This is a genomic window from Shinella yambaruensis (genome assembly GCF_022899355.1).
Classification (GTDB): domain Bacteria; phylum Pseudomonadota; class Alphaproteobacteria; order Rhizobiales; family Rhizobiaceae; genus Shinella; species Shinella yambaruensis.
Genome location: NZ_JALJCK010000002.1, coordinates 420,375 through 442,565, shown reverse-complemented (window position 1 = coordinate 442,565; position 22,191 = coordinate 420,375). Strand labels below are relative to the sequence as shown.

Genomic DNA, 22,191 nt, shown 5'->3' with positions numbered 1-22,191 from the left:
AAAGGGAACGGAAATGAAGTTGCTGGACGGAAAAGTCGCGCTCGTCACCGGCGGAGGACGCGGGATCGGTCGCGGGATCGCGCTGTCCCTGGCGGCCAATGGTGCGAAAGTCGTCATCAACGATCTGGGTGCGGGACTGGCAGGAGACGGCACCGACGCCGGACCGGCGCAAGAAACGCAAGCCGCCATCGAGGCGCTCGGCGGTAAAGCCGTCATCAACGGCAGTTCGGTCGCCGACCATGCCGCCGCCCAGGGAATGGTTGAACAGGCGGTCGACACCTTCGGTCGCCTTGATATCGTCGTCCACGCGGCGGGCGTCCTGCGCGATCGGATGATCTTCAACATGACGGAGGAGGAATGGGACGTCGTGGTCGCCGTTCACCTCAAGGGGCTGTTCAACGTTCTGCGCCCGGCAACGGCCCTGATGCGGCAGCAGAAGGGCGGCCGCATCATTTCGCTGGCGTCGGGCTCGGCCTATGGCGACGCGGGACAGCCGAACTACTCCGCCGCCAAGGCCGGCATCATCGGGCTCAGCTATTCCACGGCCAATGCGATGGCAAAATACGGCGTCACCTCGAACGTCGTCCTGCCGACCGGTACGACGCGCATGATCGACTCGAAGCCGGAATCGCGGAAGATCTTCGAGGAAACCGGCAAATGGCCGAGCGAGCACGCCAGAGGCACGCCCAAGGATCCCGATAATGTCGCGCCGCTGGTCTCCTTCCTTGCTTCCGATCGCGCCGCGAACGTCAACGGCCAGGTCTTCCATTCCTACGGTTTCGGCTACACGCTCATTGAACCTCCGCGCACGCTGGCGCGGCTGGAAGGCGATCATGCCTGGACGGCCGAGAGCCTGGCAGATGCCTTCGACACATATATGGAACCCGACATGAAGCCCCGTCCCGCAATGCCGTTCGGCCGCGACGTCGACAACCTGGGCGACGATGACTGGCACGCGATCGGCGAGGGACGCCGCTATTGGGTGCGCAAAGAGGAGAGCAGGTAATGCCAACCAGACAGGCCGCCGTCGTCGGCGTTGCCGAATCCGACGAGATCGGCGTTGTTCCGAACAAATCCACGCTTCAACTCCAGGGTGAAGCCGTGCTCAATGCGCTCGACGATGCCGGCCTTGCGCTCCGCGACGTGGATGGACTGTTCACGGCGGGGTTCCGCACGACCGAGGTGGCCGAATATCTGGGCATCCACCCCCGCTATTACGACGGAACGCATGTCGGCGGCTCGTCCTTCGTCGTGCATCTCGGCCATGCCGCAGCGGCAATCGCCTCGGGGAGGATCGAGGTGGCCCTGATCGTCCACGGCGAAAGCGGCAGGTCTCGTGTCGGCCTGCCCGCTTCGGCCAGCAGCGCGCAGGGAATGGAAGGCCAGTTCGAAAATCCCTACGGCATGCCCGGCGCGCCGGGCGCGTATTCCATGGCCTGCGCGCGCCATATGCACCAGTACGGCACGACAGACCGCCAGCTTGCGGAAATCGCCGTTGCCGCGCGCCAATGGGCGCGACTGAACCCCAGGGCGTTCAAGCGCGATCCGCTGACGATCGAGGAGGTCCTCGCCTCCCCCTATGTCAGCTGGCCGTTCCGCAAGCTGGACTGCTGCCTCGTGACCGATGCAGCAGGCGCCGTCGTCGTCACCAGCGTCGAACGCGCAAGGGACTTGAAGAAGGCACCGGTGCGCGTGCTCGGTTGGGGCGAAGGCCACGATCACCAGATCATCAGCCAGATGCCGGACGTCACATCAGGCCCCGGCCGGATTTCGGGCCCTGACGCTTTCGCGATGGCTGGCGTCAAGCACGCGGATGTCGATGTTGCCGAGGTCTACGACTCCTTCACCTACACGGTTCTGACATCGCTGGAAGATCTCGGCTTCTGCAGGAAGGGCGAAGGCGGCGATTTCGTCTCGGGCGGCCGGATCGCGCCCGGTGGCGATTTCCCGCTGAATACGAGCGGCGGCGGCCTCTCCTATACCCATCCCGGGATGTTCGGCATCTTCACCATCATCGAATGCATCCGCCAGCTTCGTGGAGATTTCCGCGGACAGGGCCTGCGCCAGGTCGCCGACGCGAAGATCGGCCTGGTCCATGGCACGGGCGGCAAGCTTTCAGCAACGGGGACCGCCATTCTGGCGGCAGATTGAACCATGACCGAATACACGAAGCCGCTTCCGAAAGCCGACCCCGTCACGGCGCCGTTCTGGGAAAGCCTCAAGCGGGAGAAAATCGAGGTTCAGCGTTGCGACGATTGCGAAGCCCACATTTTCTATCCCCGCGCGCTCTGCCCCCATTGCAGTTCGCGCCGGCTGAAATGGACCCCGGTCTCCGGGCGCGGCCGGATCTACACGCTCACGATCGTCCACAAGGCGCCGGGGCCGGCCTTCAAGGCCGATGCGCCCTACGTCGTCGCGCTCGTCGAACTCGACGAAGGCTGCCGCATGATGACGAACATCGTCGACGCCCCTGCGGATCCCGATCATGTCAGGATCGGCATGCCCGTCGAGATCGTCTACCACCATGTCACGGACGACGTGACGCTGCCGAAGTTCCGTCCGGTCGTGCGTGCCGAGGCTTAGGCCCGGCACACACCAAAAAAGCGTACCTCCTCAACCCAGGAGAAAACCAATGAACACCCCGGCTCTCCGCCAGTCGAGCGACGACGGTCGAACCAACGGCCATTCCGCCGGCCTCTCCCTGAACGGCTTTTTCTCACCGCGCAGCATCGCGGTCGTCGGCGCGTCCGAAACGTCCTATTGGGGCCGGAATATCTTCCGCAACCTCAAAGCGCAGGGCTTCGAAGGCCGCATCGTGCCGGTCAATCCCAAGCGCCGGACGATCTTCGGCATTCCCTGCCTCGCCAGCCTCCGCGATCTCAAGGAGCCGGTGGACCTCGTCTATATCGCGACTCCGACCGATTTCGTGGGGTCGGTCCTAGACGATGCTTCCAGCGTCGGGATCCGCAACGCGGTGATCATCGCCGCAGGCTTCGGCGAATCCGGCGCGCATGATCGCCAGCGCGAGCTGCAGGACAAGGCCGCCGCGCACGGCATCACGATCCTTGGACCGAACTGCCCGGGCTTCGTGAACATCGCGGAGGGTGTTTCCGCCTATGGCCAGGAAATCCCGGCCGGGATGAAAAGCGGCAACGTTTCCATCGTCCTTCAGAGCGGCGCGCTTGCCACCGTCATCATGAGGCTCGCCCGGACCCATGGCATCGGCGTTTCCAAGCTCATCTGCATGGGCAACGAAGCCATCGTCGATACGGCGGACGTGATCGAGCATTTGATCGCCGATGGCGAGACCCGGGTGATCGCGATCTTCGCCGAGCAATTCCGCAACGGGCGCCGCTTCCTCGATCTCGCGCGCCAGGCTCTCGTCGCAGGCAAGGCGATCGTCGTGCTCAAGGCCGGGCGCACGCCGGAAGGTCAGAAAGCCGCGCTTGCCCATACCGGCGCGGTCGCCGGCGACGAAGCCGTGGTCGATGCAGCCCTTCGCCAGGTGGGCGTTGCGCGCGTGCGCAGCCTGGAGGAATTGCTGATCACCGCCGGCCTCTTCGCGAGCGGCGTGCACATCAAGGGCGCACGCATGGGCGCCGTCACCGCGTCGGGCGGCGCCTGCGACATCATTGCCGACCGCGCATCCGACGAAGGCCTGGAGCTTCCCGGCTTCAGCCCGGAGACAAGGAAGGCGCTCGCGGACTATCTCCCCTCATTCGCCACGGTGCAGAATCCCCTGGACACGGCTGCCGTCGATACCCTGCGCGAAACGGGCACGCCCGCCGTTCCGATGGATGTCGTTGCGGAAATCGTCAGCCGTGACCCGAACATCGACTTCGTCCTCTATCTCGGTTTCAACGTGGTTCCGCAGACCCGTCCCGACGATGCCGCGGCGGAAAAGGAAGCGGCCCGAATGGCCTATGTTCGGGACATGCTGGACAAATCCCCTGTCGCGATCGTTCCGGTCAGCCTGAGTTGCATGGAAGTGGGTCCGTTTGCGCGGGAGCTCTACGATGCAAACCGCATCTTCATGCTCGGCGGCATCGAGTTCGGCATGACGGCCCTCGGGCATTGCGTCCGGTGGCAAAAGGCCCGCAGCGCGGCCCTCGCCGCAGGCAAAGCCGAAACCCCGGCGCCGGCGATCACGCTTCACGATTCCCGCAAAGGCCCCTGGTCGGAATATGCCGGCCGCGAGCTTCTCGAAGCGAGCGGCGTGCCGCTTGTTCCGGCGGAACTGGTGAACGACGCGCAGGAAGCCGTCATCGCCGCGGAAAAGCTCGGATATCCGGTCGTCCTGAAGATCTGCGCCGCCGAGATCGCGCACAAGTCCGACGTCGGTGGCGTAGCCCTCGATCTCCAGACGGCCGAGGCGGTGCGCGACGCCTACGAGCGCGTCGCCGCGGCGGGGCGCCGTGTCGCGGGCGCCAATGTCGAGGGTGTCCTTGTGAGCCCGATGCGCCCTCGTGGGGTGGAACTTTTCGCCGGCGTCACGATCGATCCTTCCTTCGGCCCCACGCTCGCGGTCGGACTTGGGGGCATCTGGATCGAAACCCTGAAGGACGTGAGCCTGCGCGTCCTTCCTGTGACGCAGGACGATATCCAGACGATGCTTCGCTCTCTGCGCGCAAGCCCGCTGTTGAACGGCGCTCGGGGCGGCCCAAAAGTGGATATCGCAAAGGCCGCGGCGGCGATCCACCGGATCACGCAGGCGAGCCTGTCGCTCGGCGATCAGGTGCAGGCGTTCGAAATCAACCCCCTATGGTGCCTTGAGGACAAGGTCGAGGCACTCGACGTCCTCATCGTCACCGAGGGATGATCGGACCATCCAGCGGAATGGGCGCCTCGACCGGCGAAAGCACGATCGAGGCGCCCTGATTTTTCCGCCAGGCGGCACCGGGAACGAACGCCGGCCATGCCGGATCGGAAGTCTCCCCTCGCACGGCAAGCGGAAGACCGCCTAGAGCATTTCCGGTGAACTCCGGTTCACCGGAAATGCTCTAGGTTCTTGTTTTTACCGCATTATCCGACGCCGAAGCGATCCCGCTCCGGCTGGAAATGCTCTAGTTTGACCATCCCTCGCCCAGCCGGATGCAGAGTTCGCCGTCGGGGAGCGGGCGTCCGGACAGAAACAGCTCGATATTCGCCAGGCCGCGTTCATAGATCTTCACGAAATTCTCCAGTGTCGCGCCCGCCAGATGGGGCGTCACCACAACATCGTCGCGCGTAAACAGCGGCGATTCGTGCAGAGGTTCGACGTCGAACGTATCGAGACCCGCCGCGAAGATCCCCTTGCGATCGAGTGCGAGTGCCAATGCCGCTTCGTCTATCAAGCCCCCTCGGGCGCAATTGACGATCGTGGCGCCCGGCTTCAGCATCCTGATGCGTCTTTCATCGAGCATGTTCCGGGTCTGCGCCGTGAGCGGGACATGCAGGCTGACCACGTCGCAGCAGGTGAGCAGCTCCTCGTATTCGCAAAAGCGGACCGCCAGTCTTGCCTCGGTATCCTCGTCCGGCCGTCTGATATCGTAATAGACGACATCGACGTCAAAACCGGCAAGAAGGCGCGCAACCTCGCGCCCTATCGCGCCGAGACCGACGATCCCGACCGTCTTGCCGGCTAATTGCCGCTGAGTCGCCCGACCTTCCGCCCGCAACCACTGTCCGGCCCGTGTCCGACGATCGAAATAGGGTAACCGGCGGAGTGCCGCCAGCATCAACAGGACGGTATGCTCGGCGACCTGCCCCGCATTCCCGGCCTGAAGACGCGCGAGCCCTACATTGTGCCGCTGGCACGCCTGGGGGTCCACATTGTCGACACCCGCACCGAGCTTCTGGACAAACTTCAGATTCGGCGCTGCCTCCAGGAGCGCAGCATCGATCCCCGTTCCGATTATCATCGCCACGTCAGCACCTGCGACAGCCGCCTGCCGGTCGCGCCTATCGTTGGAAAGGGTGCACGATACCTGCCAGCCGGAGGGAAGAAGCCTGCCGATCTCTTCCCGAATCCTCGGATCCACGGCATCCAGAAACGCCAAATGCACCATGACGGTTTCACCTCCCTCAGCACGATTATATGATACCAGTACACCTAATAATGCAGTTTCGCAACGGAACCGCCTAGGTCCGCTACCATCGACGGAGAACGGGTTCCTGCCGCCTCGAATGTTTGTTCCGTTCACTGGACTTACCCTTCATGGCAGGATATATAGTATACTAGTTTTATGAATGTGAGGTCAAAATGATTGATCTACGCGTCGCCCCCGTAAAGCGCGGACAACCGTTCGACATTTCCGTGAATGGAATGCCGGTCCGCGCATATCCCGGCGAGACGGTGGCCGGTGTCCTCCTCGCTGCGGGCATGAACGTTTTCAGGAAAACTCGCGAAACCGGCCGCGAACGCGGCCAGTTCTGCGGGATGGGCGTCTGCTACGACTGTCTTGTCGACGTGGACGGCCAGCGGTCCCAGCGAGCGTGCATGACGGCCTGCAAGCCCGGCATGACAATCGAGGTTCCCGCCTTGTCGAAGGATCGTGCGGAATGACGACGCAGCAGCGCCCTCCAGCCAGCACGGACGTCCTGGTCATCGGTGCCGGCCCGGCCGGCCTTTCGGCCGCCGCGCTCCTCAGCGATGCGGGTGTGAACGTCGTCGTTCTCGACGAGAATGCGCGTCCCGGCGGCCAGTATTATCGTCAGAGCAGGCTGGCCGGCTCCCTGCCCGAAACGATCGTCGGCCCCTCGCAGGAGGCGGGTCGCGACCTGATTGGCAAGATCAAGGCCGATCACGCAACCATCTCCACCGACACCCTCGTTTGGGGCGTCGAGGACAGCAAGACCATCCTTTATACGCAGGGCGGACATTCGGGGCGCATATCGGCGGGAGCGATCATTCTGGCCACCGGCGCCCATGAACGGGTTATCCCGTTTCCCGGATGGACTCTGCCCGGTGTCATGACGGCCGGGGCCGCCCAGACCCTCTTGAAAGCCCAGGGGATTCTTCCCGGAAAACAGGTCGTGATTGCCGGCACAGGCCCCTTTCTGTATCCGGTATCGACCCAGCTGGCGGCTGCAGGCGCCGAACTGGCGGCAATCTGCGAACTGTCGCGTGATCGCTTCTGGCCTCTCCGCGTCAAGCAGCCCTACAGGCATTTTCATATCTATCGGGAAGCGCTCGGGTACCTGGCCAGGATGCGGCGACTGGGCCTTCACGTCTCCATGGGCACCAGCGTCGTGGAAGCTGTTGGCGATGTCGCTCTGCGTGCGGTCGTGGTCGCCGAATTCGACGCTGCGCACAGCGAGATTCCCGGAACGCGCCGAACGATACCCGCCGATACGTTGCTGACCAGTTTCAGCTTCGTGCCGAATGTTCAGATAGCCCGGCTTCTGGGATGCGAGCTGCGCTGGGATCCGGTTCAGCAGGCACACTTCGTCAAAGCCGACGGTCAGCTCCAAACCTCGCGTGAAGGCGTTTATCTTGCCGGTGAAATCGCCGGAATTGGCGGGCACCGCGTGGCGAAGGCCGAGGGCATCCTTGCCGCCGCAAGCGTTCTCGAGCACCTGGGCCACAGGCTTGCTCCGGAAGCGGTCCAAAAACGGGAGGCAGCGTCGCGAACCAGGTCGGCCGGCCGGCAGTTCGCTCACCACATGCTGAAGTCCTTCGCGCTGAAGCCGAAGATCTTCGATCTCACGAAGCCGGATACGATCGTCTGCCGATGCGAGTCCGTCCCTCGCAGGGAAATCGACTACCATGCCGAGATGTGGGACGGGGCCCAGCGAGCGGTGAAGCAATGCACGCGTGCCGGCATGGGAAGATGCCAGGGGCGGATGTGCGGTTTTGCCGTCGCGCAACTCGTCCGCCGGTATTGCGCTGCCGCCGACAGCATCCCGGCGCCCGACACGGCGCGAATGCCCGTCAAACCCTTGGCCCTGCGTGAAGTCGCGCCATGGCTCGATCCGACGCAAGGAGGGCTGCGACCGACAGATCAAACGCCCTGAGGGCGTATGATAGACATGCAAAGACGGATTGGGTATGAGTAGAATAGTAACCCCGATAGACAGATATCGAGAAACAGCGCGAGGCCTTAGTCTGGTGGATACTCAGCAAGACACATCGCAGGCGGCGACCAGGAAGATGTTTGATTCAGCCAATCCCGGAAAAGCGTCTCAGGTGATCGTCTCTCAGATTCGAGAGGCGGTCGATGCCGGCAAGCTGCGCGTCGGCGACCGCCTGCCGCAGGAGAAGGATCTGATCGAGCAGTTCGGCTTCAGCCGCGCGGTCATCCGCGAGGCCTTGCGAACGCTGGAAGCGGAAGGCCTCATCCGCCTGGTCTCCGGCCGAAACGGCGGCGCGGAGATCTGCGAGCCTGATCCGCTGAAGTTCGTGCCGGCGATCACAACGCTCATGCGGCTGCAGAACACCTCGATCGACCAGGTCCACGAGACGCTCGAACACATCGAGCCGATCATAGCCGAGTTGGCGACACAGCGGCACACGAAGGAAGACATCGACGCCCTCCAGGAATCGATCGACATCATGCTCGCCAACACCACGGACCGCGTGCTTTGCCAAACCCAGGCAAACCGCTTCCATGTGTTGCTGGCGCGCGCCACCAAGAACCAGATGCTGATCTTCCTCAGCACGATGATCCGGCAGGTGATCGTCCGCCTGGACTATCAGGGCGTGGGCGAACGGCCGCTGAAAGTCGCGGAAGAACACCAGCGTATCGTCGATGCGATCAAGAAGGGCGATGCCGAAGCGGCTCGTGAGGCAACGCTCGATCACGCGCATCAGTGCGAGTTCGCGGTCCGGTCCTCGCAAACCGGCTACAAGCTCCGAAACGACGCCACGAGCGAGCAGATGACGAGAAACCTGCTTCGATAGGTCGAAGCAGATCACGAGGCGTTCCGGCCTTCTCAGTCCAGGAACTTGCGGTTGATGGCCTCGACGATGAGCGCCGGGCGCTCCTTGCCCTCGACCTCGACGGTCTCCTTGAACTGCATTTCGAAAACCCCCGGCTTGACCAGTTTTGCATCGGCCAGGGTCTGCCGCAGGCGGATCCTCGACCCCACGGGGACGGGCGAGACAAAACGCACTTTGTTGTACCCGTAGAGCACGCCCATCTTCGCGTTCAGCTCGATCCGCGTTCCGCGCAGGTCTTCGCGCAGGGTCGAGACCAGCGACAATGTGAGGGCGCCATGGGCGATCGTACCGCCGAACGCACTCTCCTTCGCGGCCCGTGCAGGGTCGCAATGGATCCATTGGAAATCTCCGACGACAGCCGCGAAGGCGTCGACGCGCGACTGCTCAATCAGCAGCCATTCGCTTACGCCGATTTCCCTGCCGATCGCGGCGAGAACCGCATCGACCGTCGACAAGATCCGTGTATCCATCGCGCCCTCCTCGTCCATACCGCCTGTCATACCGCCGTCAGCCACGCGTGATCCGGGTTCGAGCGACCGAACGCGAGATCGAAATACGTGGCCTGCAGTGCCCTGGTCAGCTCGCCGGGCGTGCCGGCGCCGATAGCGTCGCCGTCGACATCGATGATCGGCGTGATCTCGGCCCCGGTCCCGCAGAAAAACGCCTCGCTCGCATCGAAGAATTCGCTGCGATCGACGTCCCGTTCCTGCACCTCGATACCTTTCTCGCGAAGCAGGCGAATGACGGTATCACGCGTGATGCTCTCGAGGATGTCGCTCGTTGCCGAGGGCGTCACCGCAACGCCGTTGCGAACGAGGAAGAGGCACATTGCCTGACCTTCCGACAGCTTGCCACGGCTGTTGAGGAAAATCGCCGCATCATAGCCGTCCTTGGCGGCCTGCAGGCCGGCATAACGGGAATTGTTATAATTGCCGTTCGCCTTGGCGCGCGCCGGCATGACGTTATCCGAGATGCGCTGCCAGGACGAGATTTGAGCGCGCACGCCACGTTCCACCTTCTTGGGCGTATCGCGCGCGATTGCCGTTATGAACGTGCCGATCGGGGTCTGCGCATTGCTCTCGCCGGCGCCGGCGACATAGACCGTCGGGCGAATGTGGACCGCCGCACGGAACGCATTCCTGCGAATGAGATCGACAGTCGCCTCCATCATGGTTTCAGCCGGGACGATCCGGCCGAAGCGCATGATCCGCTGGCTGAGCTCCAGGCGTCGCATATGCTCTTCGAGCCGGAAGAGATACATCTTTTCCGTGTCGGCATTCCAATATCCACGAATGCCCTCGAACACGGCGGCGCCGTATTTGACCGCCGGAGTGAAAACGTGGATCCTGGCGTCGTTCCACGCGACGAATTCTCCGTCGAGATAGACCAGAAGATTTGAGTAGTCGGACATGACGGATGGTTCCTATTTCTCTTCGACGGGAAGGGTGTAGTTGAGACCGGACCGGCCGCCGTCGATGTAGAGGGTCTCGCCGGTGATGTAGCCGGCGTCGTCACTGGCCAGGAACAGCACGACGTTGGCGACGTCGCGTCCCTCGCCAAAACGCATCAGCGGGATGCGCGACAGGACTTCCCGGCGCTTCTCCACATCCTTGAGGAGATTGTCCTTGTTGAGCTCGGTGTAGATCGTGCCCGGACCGACGGCGTTCACACGGATGCCGTGCGGAGCCAGCGACAGCGACATGGCCGTCGTGAGCGCCGAAATACCCCCTTTCGACGCGGCATAGGGTGCAATCGTCGGCATGGTCATCCTGACCGAGGAGGACGACATATTGACGATCGCCCCCCCTCCGCCGCGCTCGACCATATGCCTGGCGACCTTCTGGCCGACCAGATACATCGACTTCAGATTGATCCGGATGACATCGTCCCAGTCTTCCTCGGTGAGCTCGAGGAAGTCGGCACGGCGCGTGATGCCGGCATTGGAAAAAAGGATGTCGATGGCGCCCAAGTCCCCGATGACCCGGTCGATGGTGCTGTCCACCGACGATTTCGTGCCGACGTCGCATTCATAGAAACGGCAATCGACGCCGTATTGCCTGGCGATCTCCGCCGCGGTTGTCCCGCCCCGGTCGGCAAGAACATCGAGGATGGCGACATCCGCGCCTTCCTCGGCGAAGCGTTCGGCGCAGGCGCGTCCGATCGAACGCGCGCCTCCCGTGACGACAACACGTTTTCCCTTCATACGCATTTCGATGCCCCTTAAAGCTCACGCAGAGCGTTGAACTGATCCACGTAGCACGAGCCATCGATGCGAACGGCGATGACGGTCGTATTGCCGGACTTCACCGCTGCCTGAAGGGCGTCGGTCAGCTGGCCTTCCGTCTCGACGACGACGCCATCGGCACCAAAGCCCTGCGCGAGACTGACCCAGTCCAAACCGCCCAGTTCGATGCCGAACCGCTTGATCTTCTTCAGTTCCTGCTTGATGCGGATCAGGGCGATCTCGCGGTCGTCGAAGACCATGACGATGATCGGAAGCTTTTCCTTCACCGCCGTGTGCAGATCGCCGACAGCCATGAGGAAACCGCCGTCGCCGGCGAAAGCAATGACAGGGCGGCCCGGATGGGCAAGGCGCGCGGCAAGCGCGCCCGGGATCGCGTAGCCCATCGTACCGAGGCCGTTCGACGTCAGGAACTCGCGGGGACCGTAGGATTCCCACTTCTGCACGACGAGCAGTCGGCTTGCACCGGCATCGCACGTCGCGATCGTGTCGCGCGGAAGCGCTGCGCGCGCGACTTCCATCGCGCGGTGAGGCGAAAGCCCCTTGGTCGGCACGTTCAGGGCGTCGATGACCGCGGTGCGGAACGTGGCGGCGGCCTTCTCGCCCCATTCCCCCTGGCCGCCGATGCCGGCGCGCAGCCCCTTGAGGAGACCATTGATCTCACCGAGGATTTCGAGCGTCGCGGGGACGAGCGCATCGAGCGTCGGGGTATTCGCAAGGCTCAGGAGCGGCGTGCCGTAGGGCCACGCCTTCGGCTGAAGCTCGACGGCGTCAAGGCCGACGGTGATGATGAGATCCGCCTGGCTGACGAGATCGCGCTCGATCAGGCCGCCGATGATGCAGCCGGCGCGGAGCGGATGGTCCTCGGAAATGACGCCCTTGCACTTCGACGTCGTCAGAACCGGTGCGCCAAGTGCCTCGGCGAAGCCGACGAGCTCGGCCGATGCCCGGTCCCACAGCACGCCGAGACCCGCAAGAAGGATCGGCCGCTTCGCCCGGCGGATCATGTCGAGCGCCGGCGTCAGCGTTTCCTCGACGGGGATCGTCGACAGCGTGTTTTGCCGCAGATCCGGCGGAAACTTCATCTCCGGGGCTTCGGCAGTCGTTTCCCCCGCCGGAACGTCGATATGAACGGGCCCCGGTGTCGGAGCGGTGGCAGTCCTCAGAGCACGGCGGATCTGCTGCTGCGCGCTCTTCGCATAGAGCGTCGTGCTCCATTTGGTGATCGGATCGTAGATCGCCCGATGATTGATCACCTGGCGCTGGCCGGTTTCCAGGGTCGCGCCCGGATACTGATCGGTGAGGGCGATGAGCGGTGCGCGGTCGAGCCAGGCATAGGCGACCCCGTTGACCATGTTCGTGGCGCCCGGCCCGCGGGTCGACGTGCAGACGCCCGGACTGCCGGTGATCTCGCCCCATGTCGCGGCGAGGATCGCGCCGGCCGTCTCCTGCTTCATCAGGATATAGCGCATGTCGCGCTGGCTGGCCGCATCCATCAGCTCGACGGTCTCGCCGCCCGGATGGCCGACGATAAAGGGCGTGCCGCTTTCCTTGATGGCGTCGGCCAAAACTTCGACTGTGCTAGCCATTAGACGAGATCTCCTCTGGTATCTTGAATGTCGACGATCAGGTTCAGGTGCTGATCGACGCTGACCGTGGCGTCGGGGCCGACAACGGCGGTGGACTCGCGCTCCTCGATCACCGCCGGTCCCTTGAAGGTCGTCCCGGCCGTCAGGCCGTAGCGGTTGTAGACCTGCGCCTCGACGAAGCCGGACTGGCCGAAATGCACGCGGCGCGTTCCCTTGCGGGCTTCGCGCCGGTCGATCTGCCGGCCCTCGAACTGCAGTTTGATTTCCGGGCGCGGGCAGCTCGCCGTGAGGCGCCAGGAGACGATCTCGATCGGCACATCGGTGATGTGGCGGCCGAACAGGAGCTCGTACTTTTCTTCGAACCGTGCCTTCAGCCCCGCGCGGAAGTCCGCTTCGAGGAAATCGCCCGGAAGCTCCACTTCGATATCGAAGCCCTGCCCCCGATAGCGAATGTCGACGGACGACTTCATCGTCACCTCGTGCCGGTTCGCACCAGCCGCCGTCAGCTGCGCGACTGCGTTTTCCCGCATCTGTCCGTAGAGACCCGCCGCGACCTCCGGCGTTGCCTGATCGAGCAGGACGATCTGGCTGCGGACGTCATTGACCGCCGGGGCTGCAAGCAGGAAACCAAGGGCCGAGCTGACGCCGGCACCGAACGGGATGATCAGGCGGCTGATCTTGAGTTCCTTGGCGAGCCCGTATGCATGGACCGGTCCGGCGCCGCCCGTCGCGATCAGCGTATATTTGCGGGGATCGCGGCCCTTCTCGGCGATGTAGCGCCGCGTGGCGGCCGCCATGTTGTTGTTGACGACGGCATGGATGCCGGCGGCGCTTTCGATCGTCTCCAGCCCGGCATCGTCCGCGAGCTTCCTTTTCAGGGCGGCCTCGACGGCGCCGGTGTCGAGTTCCAGCTCCCCGCCCAGGAAGTATTCGGGCGAGAGATAGCCGAGCATGAGGTCCGCATCGGTAACGGTCGGGTTTTCTCCCCCCTTGCGATAGCAGACCGGCCCCGGCTCGGAACTCGCGCTGTCCGGGCCGACCTTCAGGAGGCCCATCCGGTCGAGCCGCGCGATCGAGCCGCCGCCGGCGCCGATCTCGATGAGATCGATGACCGGGACCTTCAGCGGGATGCCGGAGCCCTGTCGGAAACGGCGAACGCGGCCGGCTTCGAAGGTCTGCGAATGTTCGGGCTGGCCCTTCTCGATCAGACACATCTTCGCTGTCGTGCCGCCCATGTCGAAGGCGACCGCATGATCGGTGTCGCTGAGGCCAGCGTAGTGGGCGCCCGATATCGCGCCGGCGGCGGGACCGGACTCGATCATCTGGATCGGCGCATCCTCGGCAACGCCGAGCGCGGCCGTGCCGCCGTTGGAAAGCATCACGCTCAATGTTCCGCGGAAGCCGAGGTCCTGAAGCTTCTGGCGCAGGACCTTGATGTAGCGGCGCATCTGCGGGAGCACGTAGGCATTGGCAGCGGCCGTGCAGGTCCGCTCGTATTCCCGGATTTCCGGGGCGACGCCGACGGACGTCGTGACGGGGATGTCCGGATAAGCCCCCGCGATCAGTTCCGCGGCCCGCGTTTCATGCGAGGGGTTGGCGAAGGCATTGAGGAAGCTGACGGCGATCGCATCGACCCCGGCCTCGACCAGCTGCCTCGCCGCCGCCAGGACCTCCTCTTCGTCGAGGGGTTCGAGAACCTCGCCCTTTGCCGACATGCGTTCGGTCACGGTCAGGCGAAGCGGCCGAGGGACGAGCGGCTCCGGCTTTTCCATGAAGAGGTCGTAGAGGTCGTAGCGCATCTCGTGGCCGACCTCCAGGACATCGCGGAACCCCTTCGTGGTCACAAGACCGACGCGCGATCCGTTCCGTTCGATCAGGGTGTTCGTCACCAGCGTCGTGCCGTGGACGATGCCATCGACCTGATCGATCGTGAGCCCCGATTCCCGCACGATCCGCGCGATGCCTTCGCAGATCGCCTGCGAGGGGTCCTGGTGCGTGGTGAGCTGCTTTCCGGTGTAGATCACACCACGACGGTCATCGACGAGAACGAGATCGGTAAATGTCCCGCCGACGTCGACACCGATCCTGACACGGAGATTAGCGGTCATTTCGCACCCCATAGAGCTTCTCGGCCGCATCCTGCGACACGTATCCAAATTCGATGTCCCGCTTGATCGCGGCGGGGTCTCTGTCGGCCGGCGGGCCGAAGCCACCGCCGCCCGGAAAATGAATGTGCAGGGTTTCGCCCGGCTGCAGGACGCTGCGCGACTTGGGGTGCAGGCGCGTCCCGTCCGACAGGGCCACGATCGATTTCGAGCCGGGTCGGCCGCCGAGCAGACCTTGCGGCGGGTATTTGTGGCGGTCCGAAAGGAGCGAGATATTGACCGGGCTGTCGGACTGGATGTCCAGCACGACGTCCTGGCCCAGGCCGCCCCGGAACCTGCCCGCGCCGCCGGAATCCTGCGCCAGCTCCTTGTGGCGCACGAGCAAGGGCGAGACGCTTTCCAGCACCTCGATACTGCCGGCGCCGGTGTTCGAGGGGAAGGCCGTGCAGCCGTAGCCATCCATCCTGCTGCTGGCGCCGAGGCCACCCGAGGCGAACAGAACCTGGTTGAAGGCCTGGCCATCCCGCGTGCGGCCACCGAAGACGGTACGCAGCGTCGGGGCGCTGCCGGATTCCGCGACGACCAGCTCGGGAACGACCTGCGCCAGGCATCCATAGATCGCGCCGGTAAGAAGGTGCCCTGTCAGCTGGCGCGCGGCGACAGGTGCCGGGAAGATCGGATTGAGGATGGAACCGACCGGCGCCTTCACCGAAACCGGCTGGAACGAGCCTTCGTTGCGGGGGCTTTCCGGGTCGAGGGCGCATTTGATGGGATAGGTGGCGTATGCCGTCGTGTATTTGAGCACCGAGTTGATGCCGCGATTGATCTGCGGCGAGGTTCCTTCGAAATCGATCTCGAGATCCGAACCACGAATGGTCAGCCGGCAGTTGATGAAGGTCTCGTCGGCGTCGAAGCCGTCGGCGCGCACGCTCGATGTCCAGGAGCCGTCAGGCAGCGCCACGATCGCCTTGCGCATGGCGGCTTCCGCGCGGGCGCGAAGTTCGGCGGACAGCAGGACGAGATCGTCCATGCCGGTGTCTTCCAGAAACTGCCGGACGCCGGCGGCGCAGACCCGCTGCGCGGAGACCTGGGCGTAGATGTCGCCGATGACCTGGTCGGGAGCGCGGACATTGTGACGGAGAAGCTGGGTCACATAGGTGTTTTCGCGCCCCTCGCTGATGAACTTCACCGGCATGAGGCGAAGTCCTTCCTCGACCAGCTCGCGGCAGTCCCCCGCCCAGCCGGCGCCGCCGATGTCAGGCAGGTGCGCGATCGAACCCGAGAAGCCGACCAGGCGATCCTTGTAGAAGATCGGCGCGGCCATCGTGATGTCCGGCAGGTGCCCCGAGCCGATTTCCGGATCATTGGTGATGATGCAGTCGCCGGGCCGCCATTCCTCGCGCGGAATATGCTGAAGGAACGAGCGGACCGCGCTCGGCAACATGCCGACGAAGGACGGGATGCCCGCGGTGTTTTCCGAGAGGCAGTTGCAATCGGCGTCCATGAGAACGGTGGTGAAGTCATTGGATTCACGGACCACCGTCGAGAACGCCGTACGCAGCAGGGCAGCCGCGGACTCGTCGGCGATCGAGATCAATCGAGACCAATAAATCTCAAGGGAAATGGGGTCGAACACATCGCTCATGAACCGCTCCTGGGGACCGCCACAGCCGTTGGCCGGCTTAAAGGCTTTTCAAATTACTAGTATACTGATATAAGTAATGTCAACGGAATTTTGGAACTTGCCAGCGATTAATGAGTGCACTAGTATCATATACAAAGTCGGAATGACAGGCCCACCGGCGACCTCCAGAGGAAATCACTTCATGGCAACTCGACCATTCTTCTCAGCAGGCGTCTGGACCGAGGGCCGCGGCATGCCGCTCGAAAGCAGGAACCCGGCAACGGGAGATGTCATCGAGGTCCTGTCATCCGCTTCGGCGGAAGACCTCGACGAAGCGGTACGGGCGGCCCGCCAGGCTGTCGCCGCACCGTCCTGGGCGGACCTGGCACCGCATTTGCGCGCCCGCATGCTGCACAAGATGGGTGAGCTCATCGATCGTGATCGCGAGCGGCTTGCCCATGTTCAGATGGTGGACAACGGCAAGACGCTCGCGGAATGTCGCGCCCTTCTGGAAAGTGCCGCGAACACCTTTCGCTATTACGCGGCCGCCTGCGAGACCATGGAGGGCACGGTTCCTCCTTCCCGGGGCGCCTATCTCAATATCGCGGTCGATGTTCCCGTCGGTGTGGTCGGCGCCATAACGCCCTGGAATTCGCCGGCCACCCTGGAGGCGCAGAAACTGGCTCCGATCCTGGCTGCCGGCAATGCCGTCATACTGAAGCCGTCGGAGGTGACGCCGCTCATCGGGCTGGAATATGCGTCCCTGGCCAGGGAGGCCGGTTTCCCCGGCGGTATCGTATCGGTCCTGACCGGCGGGATCGAGCTCGGCCGCGCGATGGTGTCCCATCCCGGTATCGACATGATCAGCTTCACCGGCGGCACGGCCGGCGGGCGGCACATCGCAGCGGAGGCCGCACGCCAGCTCAAGCCCGTCGTTCTCGAACTCGGCGGCAAGTCCCCGCATATCGTCTGTGCCGACGCGGATCTGGAAAAGGCGGCCAACGCCGTCGCGATGGGCATCTTTTCCGGCGCGGGCCAGAGCTGTGTCGCGGGATCGCGGATCTTCATCGAAAAGCGGATCGCGAGCGCGTTCACCGCAACGCTCGTGGGCATCGCCCGATCCCTACGGCTCGGATCCCCCGCGGACCCCGGCACGCATCTCGGCCCCTTGGTGAGCTTCGCCCATCGAGACACCGTTCACGCCCATGTCAGCCGTGCCGTGGCCGCCGGCGCAAATCTGCTGACCGGCGGCGCCCTGCCGACCGACGAGAAACTCGCCGCCGGCGCCTATTATCCCCCGACCCTCCTGAACGGGCTTTCGAACCGTTCGGACATTGCGCAACAGGAGGTTTTCGGGCCTGTCGGCGTCATTCTCACCTTCGAGAACGACGAGGACTTGATCGCGCAGGCCAATGACAGCGCGTTCGGACTGGCAGCCGGCCTGTGGACACGCGACATCGAACGCGCCTGGAAGATCGCCACCAGGCTTCAAACCGGCACGCTCTGGCTCAACTCCTACAAGAACCTTTCGATTTCCACGCCGTTCCAAGGCCACAAGCAAAGCGGCCTCGGGCGTGAAAAGGGCTTGGACGGCCTGCGTCAGTATCTCCAGTCAAAGGCGATCTTCTGGCCTGCGTGACCGTCGCGGGCACGGCGTTCTTAACACTATTCTCGCAAACAGGCGCATGACTTGAATGGCGCGCCGACGGAGACCGAGAAGGAAATGTCGAACTCACCCAATCTCAAGAGCGCTGACCTCGTGGTCATAGGGGGTGGCATCATCGGCTGCTGGACCGCCCTGCACCTCGCCCGTGCAGGCAAACAGGTTTGCGTCGTCGAAAAGGCCGAGATCGCGCATAACGGCTCAGGCCGAAACCGCGGAAACGTGCGTGTGCAGCTGCGTGAGGCCGTCGAGCGCGATCTCATCAACCGGTCGCTTGTCCTTTGGCAGGGCTTCGAAGAAAGCGCCCGGACGACGGTCGAGTACAGAGTGACCGGCAATCTGCTGGTGAGTTATGACGAGACCCTCACCGCCGATTTCCAGATCGAAGTCGACCGCCACAGGGCGATCGGTCTCGATGCGCATATCGTCGAGGGCGCCGCCCTTCGCGAACTCGTTCCCCATATTTCGCCGGACATCGTCGCCGGTTTCCTGACGACACAGGACGGGCACGTCAACGGGCAGCTGGCCACATGGGAGGCCGCCCGGCAAGCCAAGCTCGCCGGTGTCCGCTTCCTTCGCGGAACTGCCGCGGACCTGATCGAGCACGACCACGGCAAGGTTACGGCCGTTCAAACCAGTGCCGGCCGGATAGCGACGGAGAGCGTCCTCGTCGCGGCGGCCGGCGACAGTGTCCGCCTCCTCGAACCGCTTGGAATCAAGACGCCGATCAGCCTCGCGCTCCACCAGATCCTGGTGACGGAGAAGCTGCCCTTCGTAACCGGCCCCTACCTTCGCTGCGCCTCGCCACGAATAAGCTTCTGTCAAACCGCCAGCGGAACGCTGCTGCTCGGCCTCGGCCCGGCCAGCGACATCGCTCCGGATGCGCCGCAACGCGTCGAACCGAGCAAGATCGAAGCGATCGCCAGGGAGACGATCCGGCTGGTGCCGGCCCTCAAGGACGCGCATATCGTGCGCAGCTGGAGCGGTCTCTTCGACCTCACGCCCGACGGCCGCGCCATGATCGGACCGGCCGAGCATGTCTCCGGTCTGTGGATTGCGACTGGTTTCAACGGCCACGGCATGGCGATCGCGCCGTCGGTAACCGAGAGCCTGGCGCAGGCGATCCTCGGCGAAACCCCGACGGTCAGCCTCGATCCATTCGCGCCCGTCCGGTTTGAACGGCCACTCGACATCGAAGCGTCCGACGAGCCGGTGAGCCGTGTCGGCCATCTTGGCAATCTCGTGGCGCCACCCATTCAATAGGAGATCAAATGGTACTGATTTTGGACAAGGCCGCCACGCTCGATTGCCTTGAGCTGGACAAGCTGGTCGACGAGATTGGCGACGGGATGGCCGCGTTGAGCAGGGGCGAGGCGGTGCAGCCGCTGAGGACCCGGGTTTTTTCCAGCAGGACAGGCGGCCTTCTGGCGAGCCTGCCCTGCTATCTCTCCGGTGAGGAACTGTTCAGTGCAAAGCTCGGTTTCAGTCATCCCACGCTCCGGGACGTGGATGGCACCCGTCACCTGACGCAGATCATCGCCCTCGGCGACACGGAAGGGCGGCTCCTGGCGGTCATGCACGGAACCCTGCTCGGGATGTATCGTACCGCTGCCTGCTCCGCGCTCGCCGCGAGATTCCTTTCCTTGCCGGAGGCTTCGCACCTTGCGGTGCTCGGCTGCGGACCGATGGGTCAGGCGGAAGCGGAAGTCATGGCCGCAGTCCGTCCGTTGTCGCGGATCACGGTCCACGATCCGAACCGGGAAGCTGCGGAAAGGTTTCGCGGGGTCGTGGAGCGGAAAACCGGCATCACCGTGACGATCTGCGCATCGAACGAAGAGGCGGTAAGCGGCGCGAACCTCGTGTCGCTGGCAACCACGTCCCACGATCCGGTGATCAAACGCGAATGGCTGACCGCAAACTGTCATGTTTCCGCGCTCGGAGCGCATCGCAAGGATCAGCGAGAGGTAGACAGCGCGACCATGGCCGCGGCCGCGATCTTCATCGAGAGCAAGGACGCGCTTATGGCCGAAGCCGGCGACTATCTCATTCCCATTTCCGAGGGCCTCTACGATGCCGATCACTTTGTCGCCGAGATCGGCGACCTTGCGGACGGCAAGCTCGACCAAAGGACCTTTGCAGACAGGTTGACCGTGTTCAAGTCAACGGGCGTGGGCGTGCAGGATCTGGTCATCGCCCGCCATGTCTACCGGCGGGCCCTGGAAAAGGGCGCGGGCGTGGTTGTCGACTTCTAGACCTGCGGGGTCTCGATCGCTCATCCGGGTTGCGCATGCCCGGCACCTCGCAATGTCTCGATCATAATCCCGATTGACAAGGAAATTAGTTATACTAGTATCCTTAATAACGATAAGGGAACATGTCATGGAAATCGTGAAATACCTCACAAGCGTGAACCTGCTGACGGGCCTTTGGATCGCTATCCAGATTACCGCGCTTGCCATGGTGTGCGGCCTGGCGCTGGGCCTGGCCCTCGCATTGATGAGGATGTCGAAGAATCCGGCCATCAGCGGCGTGGCGTGGGTGTATATCTGGATCATGCGCGGTACGCCGATCCTGCTGCAGCTGATCTTCATCTTCGATGCGTTGCCCCGGCTGGGAATCCGGCTGGATCCGTTCACGACGGCGGTCATCGGTTTTGCCCTGAACGAAGCGGCCTTTGCGGCGGAGTTTATCCGTGGCGGTCTCCTGTCGGTGAAGCGAAACCAGTCCGTGGCTGCCTCGGCGCTCGGCATGGGCCCATTCATAACGCTGCGCAGGATCATCATTCCCCAGGCGCTCCGGTCGATCACCCCGCAGATATCCAACGCGACGATATCGATGCTGAAGGGAACATCGCTCGCCTCGGTCGTCTTCGTGAACGAGCTGACGTTCCGCGCACAGCAGATCGTCGCGACAAACTTCGACTTCTTCACGGTTTTCATCGCTGCCGCATCGCTCTATCTCTTCACGACGACGCTGATATCGCTCGGCCAGCTCGTCATCGAGCGCCGGCTCGATCCGGAGCTGCGCAGCCTCAGCAAACAGCCGTCCATCTGGGAGCGCTGGGTCACCGGTGTGCGCACCCAGCACTACGAGGTCGTCGATGCAGACGACGGCGGAGCGGCAGGCGGCGCCGGAACCACGGCCGCCGACAGTTCGAAACCCGCGCCCGCCAAACCCGACGACAACTCCATCATCAAGGTGCTCGCGGCCAGTGCGTCAAGGAGCGCACGCGAGACGGCCGATACGCCCTTCGTCATCTGCAAGAACGTGCACAAGGCGTATCACCTGCGCGGAAGGGGTGACCTCGAAGTTCTCAAAGGCGTCGACTTCGAGGTCCATCCGGGCGAGGTCGTCGCCATCCTCGGCGCCAGCGGCTCCGGCAAGAGCACGCTTCTGCGCCTGATCAATCACCTCGAAGTCCTGAACGACGGCGAGATCCTGGTCGAAGGCAAGCATGTCGGCTACGAGCGCAAACGCGGCAAGCTCGTGCCCACCAAGCACCTGGCCAAGGCCCGGGCGGATGCGAAGATCGGCATGGTTTTCCAGAGCTTCGATCTCTTCGACCACAAGACGGCGCTGGAGAACATCATGGAAGCGCCGATCCAGGTCTACGGGATGAAGCCCCAGGCGGCCCGCGAACGCGCGATGCAGTTGCTGAAGGGCGTCGGCCTCGAAGAGCATGCGGACCACTTGCCGATGCGCCTTTCCGGCGGCCAGCAGCAACGCGTTGCGATTGCCCGCGCGCTCGCCACGGAACCCAAGCTCATGCTGTTCGACGAACCGACCTCGGCACTCGATCCGGAGCTTGTCGGCGAGGTCCTTGCCGTCATGCGCAGCCTTGCCGAAGCAGGAATGACGATGATCGTCGTGACCCATGAAATCAACTTTGCCCGTGACGTCGCCGATCGGGTGGTCTTCATGGACAAGGGCGTGATCGTCGAGGACGGCCCGGCCCGCGAGGTGCTGACCAACCCGAAAGAGGAACGCACGAAGCAGTTCCTGCGCATGGTCGACCGGCGCGACTGACGCGGGACCGCCGGGCAGACGG

Annotated in this window: 18 protein-coding genes; 11 read left to right on the top strand and 7 right to left on the bottom strand. The window is 63.7% G+C overall.

The genetic code is table 11. The features are described 5' to 3' along the window. Window positions 1-13: 13 nt before the first annotated feature. From MUU56_RS05970 to MUU56_RS05955, 4 genes are read left to right on the top strand one after another with little or no spacing between them, the layout of a single operon-like run. Complete coding sequence (locus tag MUU56_RS05970) at window positions 14-1,006, top strand: SDR family oxidoreductase (RefSeq protein WP_244766394.1); 993 nt, start codon at window positions 14-16, stop codon at window positions 1,004-1,006. After that, on the top strand, window positions 1,006-2,151 hold the full coding sequence (locus MUU56_RS05965; protein ID WP_244766393.1) for an acetyl-CoA acetyltransferase: 1,146 nt from the start codon (window positions 1,006-1,008) through the stop codon (window positions 2,149-2,151). The genes MUU56_RS05970 and MUU56_RS05965 overlap by 1 nt, the downstream gene beginning before the upstream one ends. 3 nt (window positions 2,152-2,154) lie before the next feature. Then, complete coding sequence (locus tag MUU56_RS05960; protein ID WP_244766392.1) at window positions 2,155-2,583, top strand: Zn-ribbon domain-containing OB-fold protein; 429 nt, start codon at window positions 2,155-2,157, stop codon at window positions 2,581-2,583. Between the two features lie 49 nt (window positions 2,584-2,632). Continuing rightward, a complete protein-coding gene (locus MUU56_RS05955) occupies window positions 2,633-4,819 on the top strand; it encodes an acetate--CoA ligase family protein (protein ID WP_244766391.1) in 2,187 nt (728 codons plus the stop codon). A 244-nt stretch (window positions 4,820-5,063) separates the two neighbouring features. Here the strand turns inward: MUU56_RS05955 and MUU56_RS05950 are convergent, their stop codons facing one another. Beyond that, entirely contained in the window at window positions 5,064-6,047 is a 984-nt protein-coding gene (locus MUU56_RS05950) for an NAD(P)-dependent oxidoreductase (protein WP_244766390.1), read from the bottom strand. Between the two features lie 194 nt (window positions 6,048-6,241). On the opposite strand from MUU56_RS05950, the gene MUU56_RS05945 reads away from it, so the two are divergent. From MUU56_RS05945 to MUU56_RS05935, 3 genes are read left to right on the top strand one after another with little or no spacing between them, the layout of a single operon-like run. Continuing rightward, window positions 6,242-6,544 (top strand): (2Fe-2S)-binding protein, encoded by a 303-nt coding sequence (locus MUU56_RS05945; RefSeq protein ID WP_244766389.1) that lies wholly within the window; start codon window positions 6,242-6,244, stop codon window positions 6,542-6,544. Next, window positions 6,541-7,995, top strand: a complete 1,455-nt coding sequence (locus MUU56_RS05940) for an FAD-dependent oxidoreductase (protein ID WP_244766388.1) — start codon at window positions 6,541-6,543, stop codon at window positions 7,993-7,995. Before MUU56_RS05945 ends, MUU56_RS05940 begins: the two co-directional genes overlap by 4 nt. A gap of 34 nt (window positions 7,996-8,029) precedes the next feature. Then, a complete protein-coding gene (locus MUU56_RS05935; RefSeq protein ID WP_244766387.1) occupies window positions 8,030-8,881 on the top strand; it encodes a FadR/GntR family transcriptional regulator in 852 nt (283 codons plus the stop codon). Window positions 8,882-8,913: 32 nt separating this feature from the next. Here the strand turns inward: MUU56_RS05935 and MUU56_RS05930 are convergent, their stop codons facing one another. The 6 genes from MUU56_RS05930 to MUU56_RS05905 are packed head-to-tail and all read right to left on the bottom strand — an operon-like array spanning window position 8,914 to window position 16,501. Next, the gene (locus tag MUU56_RS05930; protein WP_244766386.1) at window positions 8,914-9,390 is read right to left on the bottom strand and encodes a MaoC family dehydratase; all 477 of its coding nucleotides are present in this window, start codon (window positions 9,388-9,390) and stop codon (window positions 8,914-8,916) included. Between the two features lie 26 nt (window positions 9,391-9,416). Beyond that, on the bottom strand, window positions 9,417-10,331 hold the full coding sequence (locus MUU56_RS05925) for a branched-chain amino acid transaminase (protein ID WP_244766385.1): 915 nt from the start codon (window positions 10,329-10,331) through the stop codon (window positions 9,417-9,419). A 12-nt stretch (window positions 10,332-10,343) separates the two neighbouring features. Next, complete coding sequence (locus tag MUU56_RS05920) at window positions 10,344-11,129, bottom strand: SDR family NAD(P)-dependent oxidoreductase (protein ID WP_244766384.1); 786 nt, start codon at window positions 11,127-11,129, stop codon at window positions 10,344-10,346. An 11-nt stretch (window positions 11,130-11,140) separates the two neighbouring features. Then, window positions 11,141-12,751 carry a thiamine pyrophosphate-binding protein gene (locus MUU56_RS05915; protein WP_244766383.1) on the bottom strand — a complete coding sequence of 537 codons (1,611 nt, stop codon included), beginning with the start codon at window positions 12,749-12,751 and terminating at the stop codon, window positions 11,141-11,143. Next, on the bottom strand, window positions 12,751-14,859 hold the full coding sequence (locus tag MUU56_RS05910; RefSeq protein ID WP_244766382.1) for a hydantoinase/oxoprolinase family protein: 2,109 nt from the start codon (window positions 14,857-14,859) through the stop codon (window positions 12,751-12,753). The genes MUU56_RS05915 and MUU56_RS05910 overlap by 1 nt, the downstream gene beginning before the upstream one ends. Then, window positions 14,849-16,501 (bottom strand): hydantoinase B/oxoprolinase family protein, encoded by a 1,653-nt coding sequence (locus MUU56_RS05905; RefSeq protein WP_244766381.1) that lies wholly within the window; start codon window positions 16,499-16,501, stop codon window positions 14,849-14,851. The genes MUU56_RS05910 and MUU56_RS05905 overlap by 11 nt, the downstream gene beginning before the upstream one ends. Before the next feature lie 76 nt (window positions 16,502-16,577). On the opposite strand from MUU56_RS05905, the gene MUU56_RS05900 reads away from it, so the two are divergent. From MUU56_RS05900 to MUU56_RS32640, 4 genes are all read left to right on the top strand, one after another. Then, a complete protein-coding gene (locus MUU56_RS05900) occupies window positions 16,578-18,119 on the top strand; it encodes an aldehyde dehydrogenase family protein (RefSeq protein ID WP_244766380.1) in 1,542 nt (513 codons plus the stop codon). An 84-nt stretch (window positions 18,120-18,203) separates the two neighbouring features. After that, window positions 18,204-19,406, top strand: a complete 1,203-nt coding sequence (locus MUU56_RS05895; protein ID WP_244766379.1) for an NAD(P)/FAD-dependent oxidoreductase — start codon at window positions 18,204-18,206, stop codon at window positions 19,404-19,406. Window positions 19,407-19,414: 8 nt separating this feature from the next. After that, the gene (locus tag MUU56_RS05890) at window positions 19,415-20,395 is read left to right on the top strand and encodes an ornithine cyclodeaminase family protein (RefSeq protein WP_244766378.1); all 981 of its coding nucleotides are present in this window, start codon (window positions 19,415-19,417) and stop codon (window positions 20,393-20,395) included. 127 nt (window positions 20,396-20,522) lie between these two features. After that, the gene (locus tag MUU56_RS32640) at window positions 20,523-22,169 is read left to right on the top strand and encodes an amino acid ABC transporter permease/ATP-binding protein (RefSeq protein ID WP_280530948.1); all 1,647 of its coding nucleotides are present in this window, start codon (window positions 20,523-20,525) and stop codon (window positions 22,167-22,169) included. The last annotated feature ends 22 nt before the right edge of the window (window positions 22,170-22,191 follow it).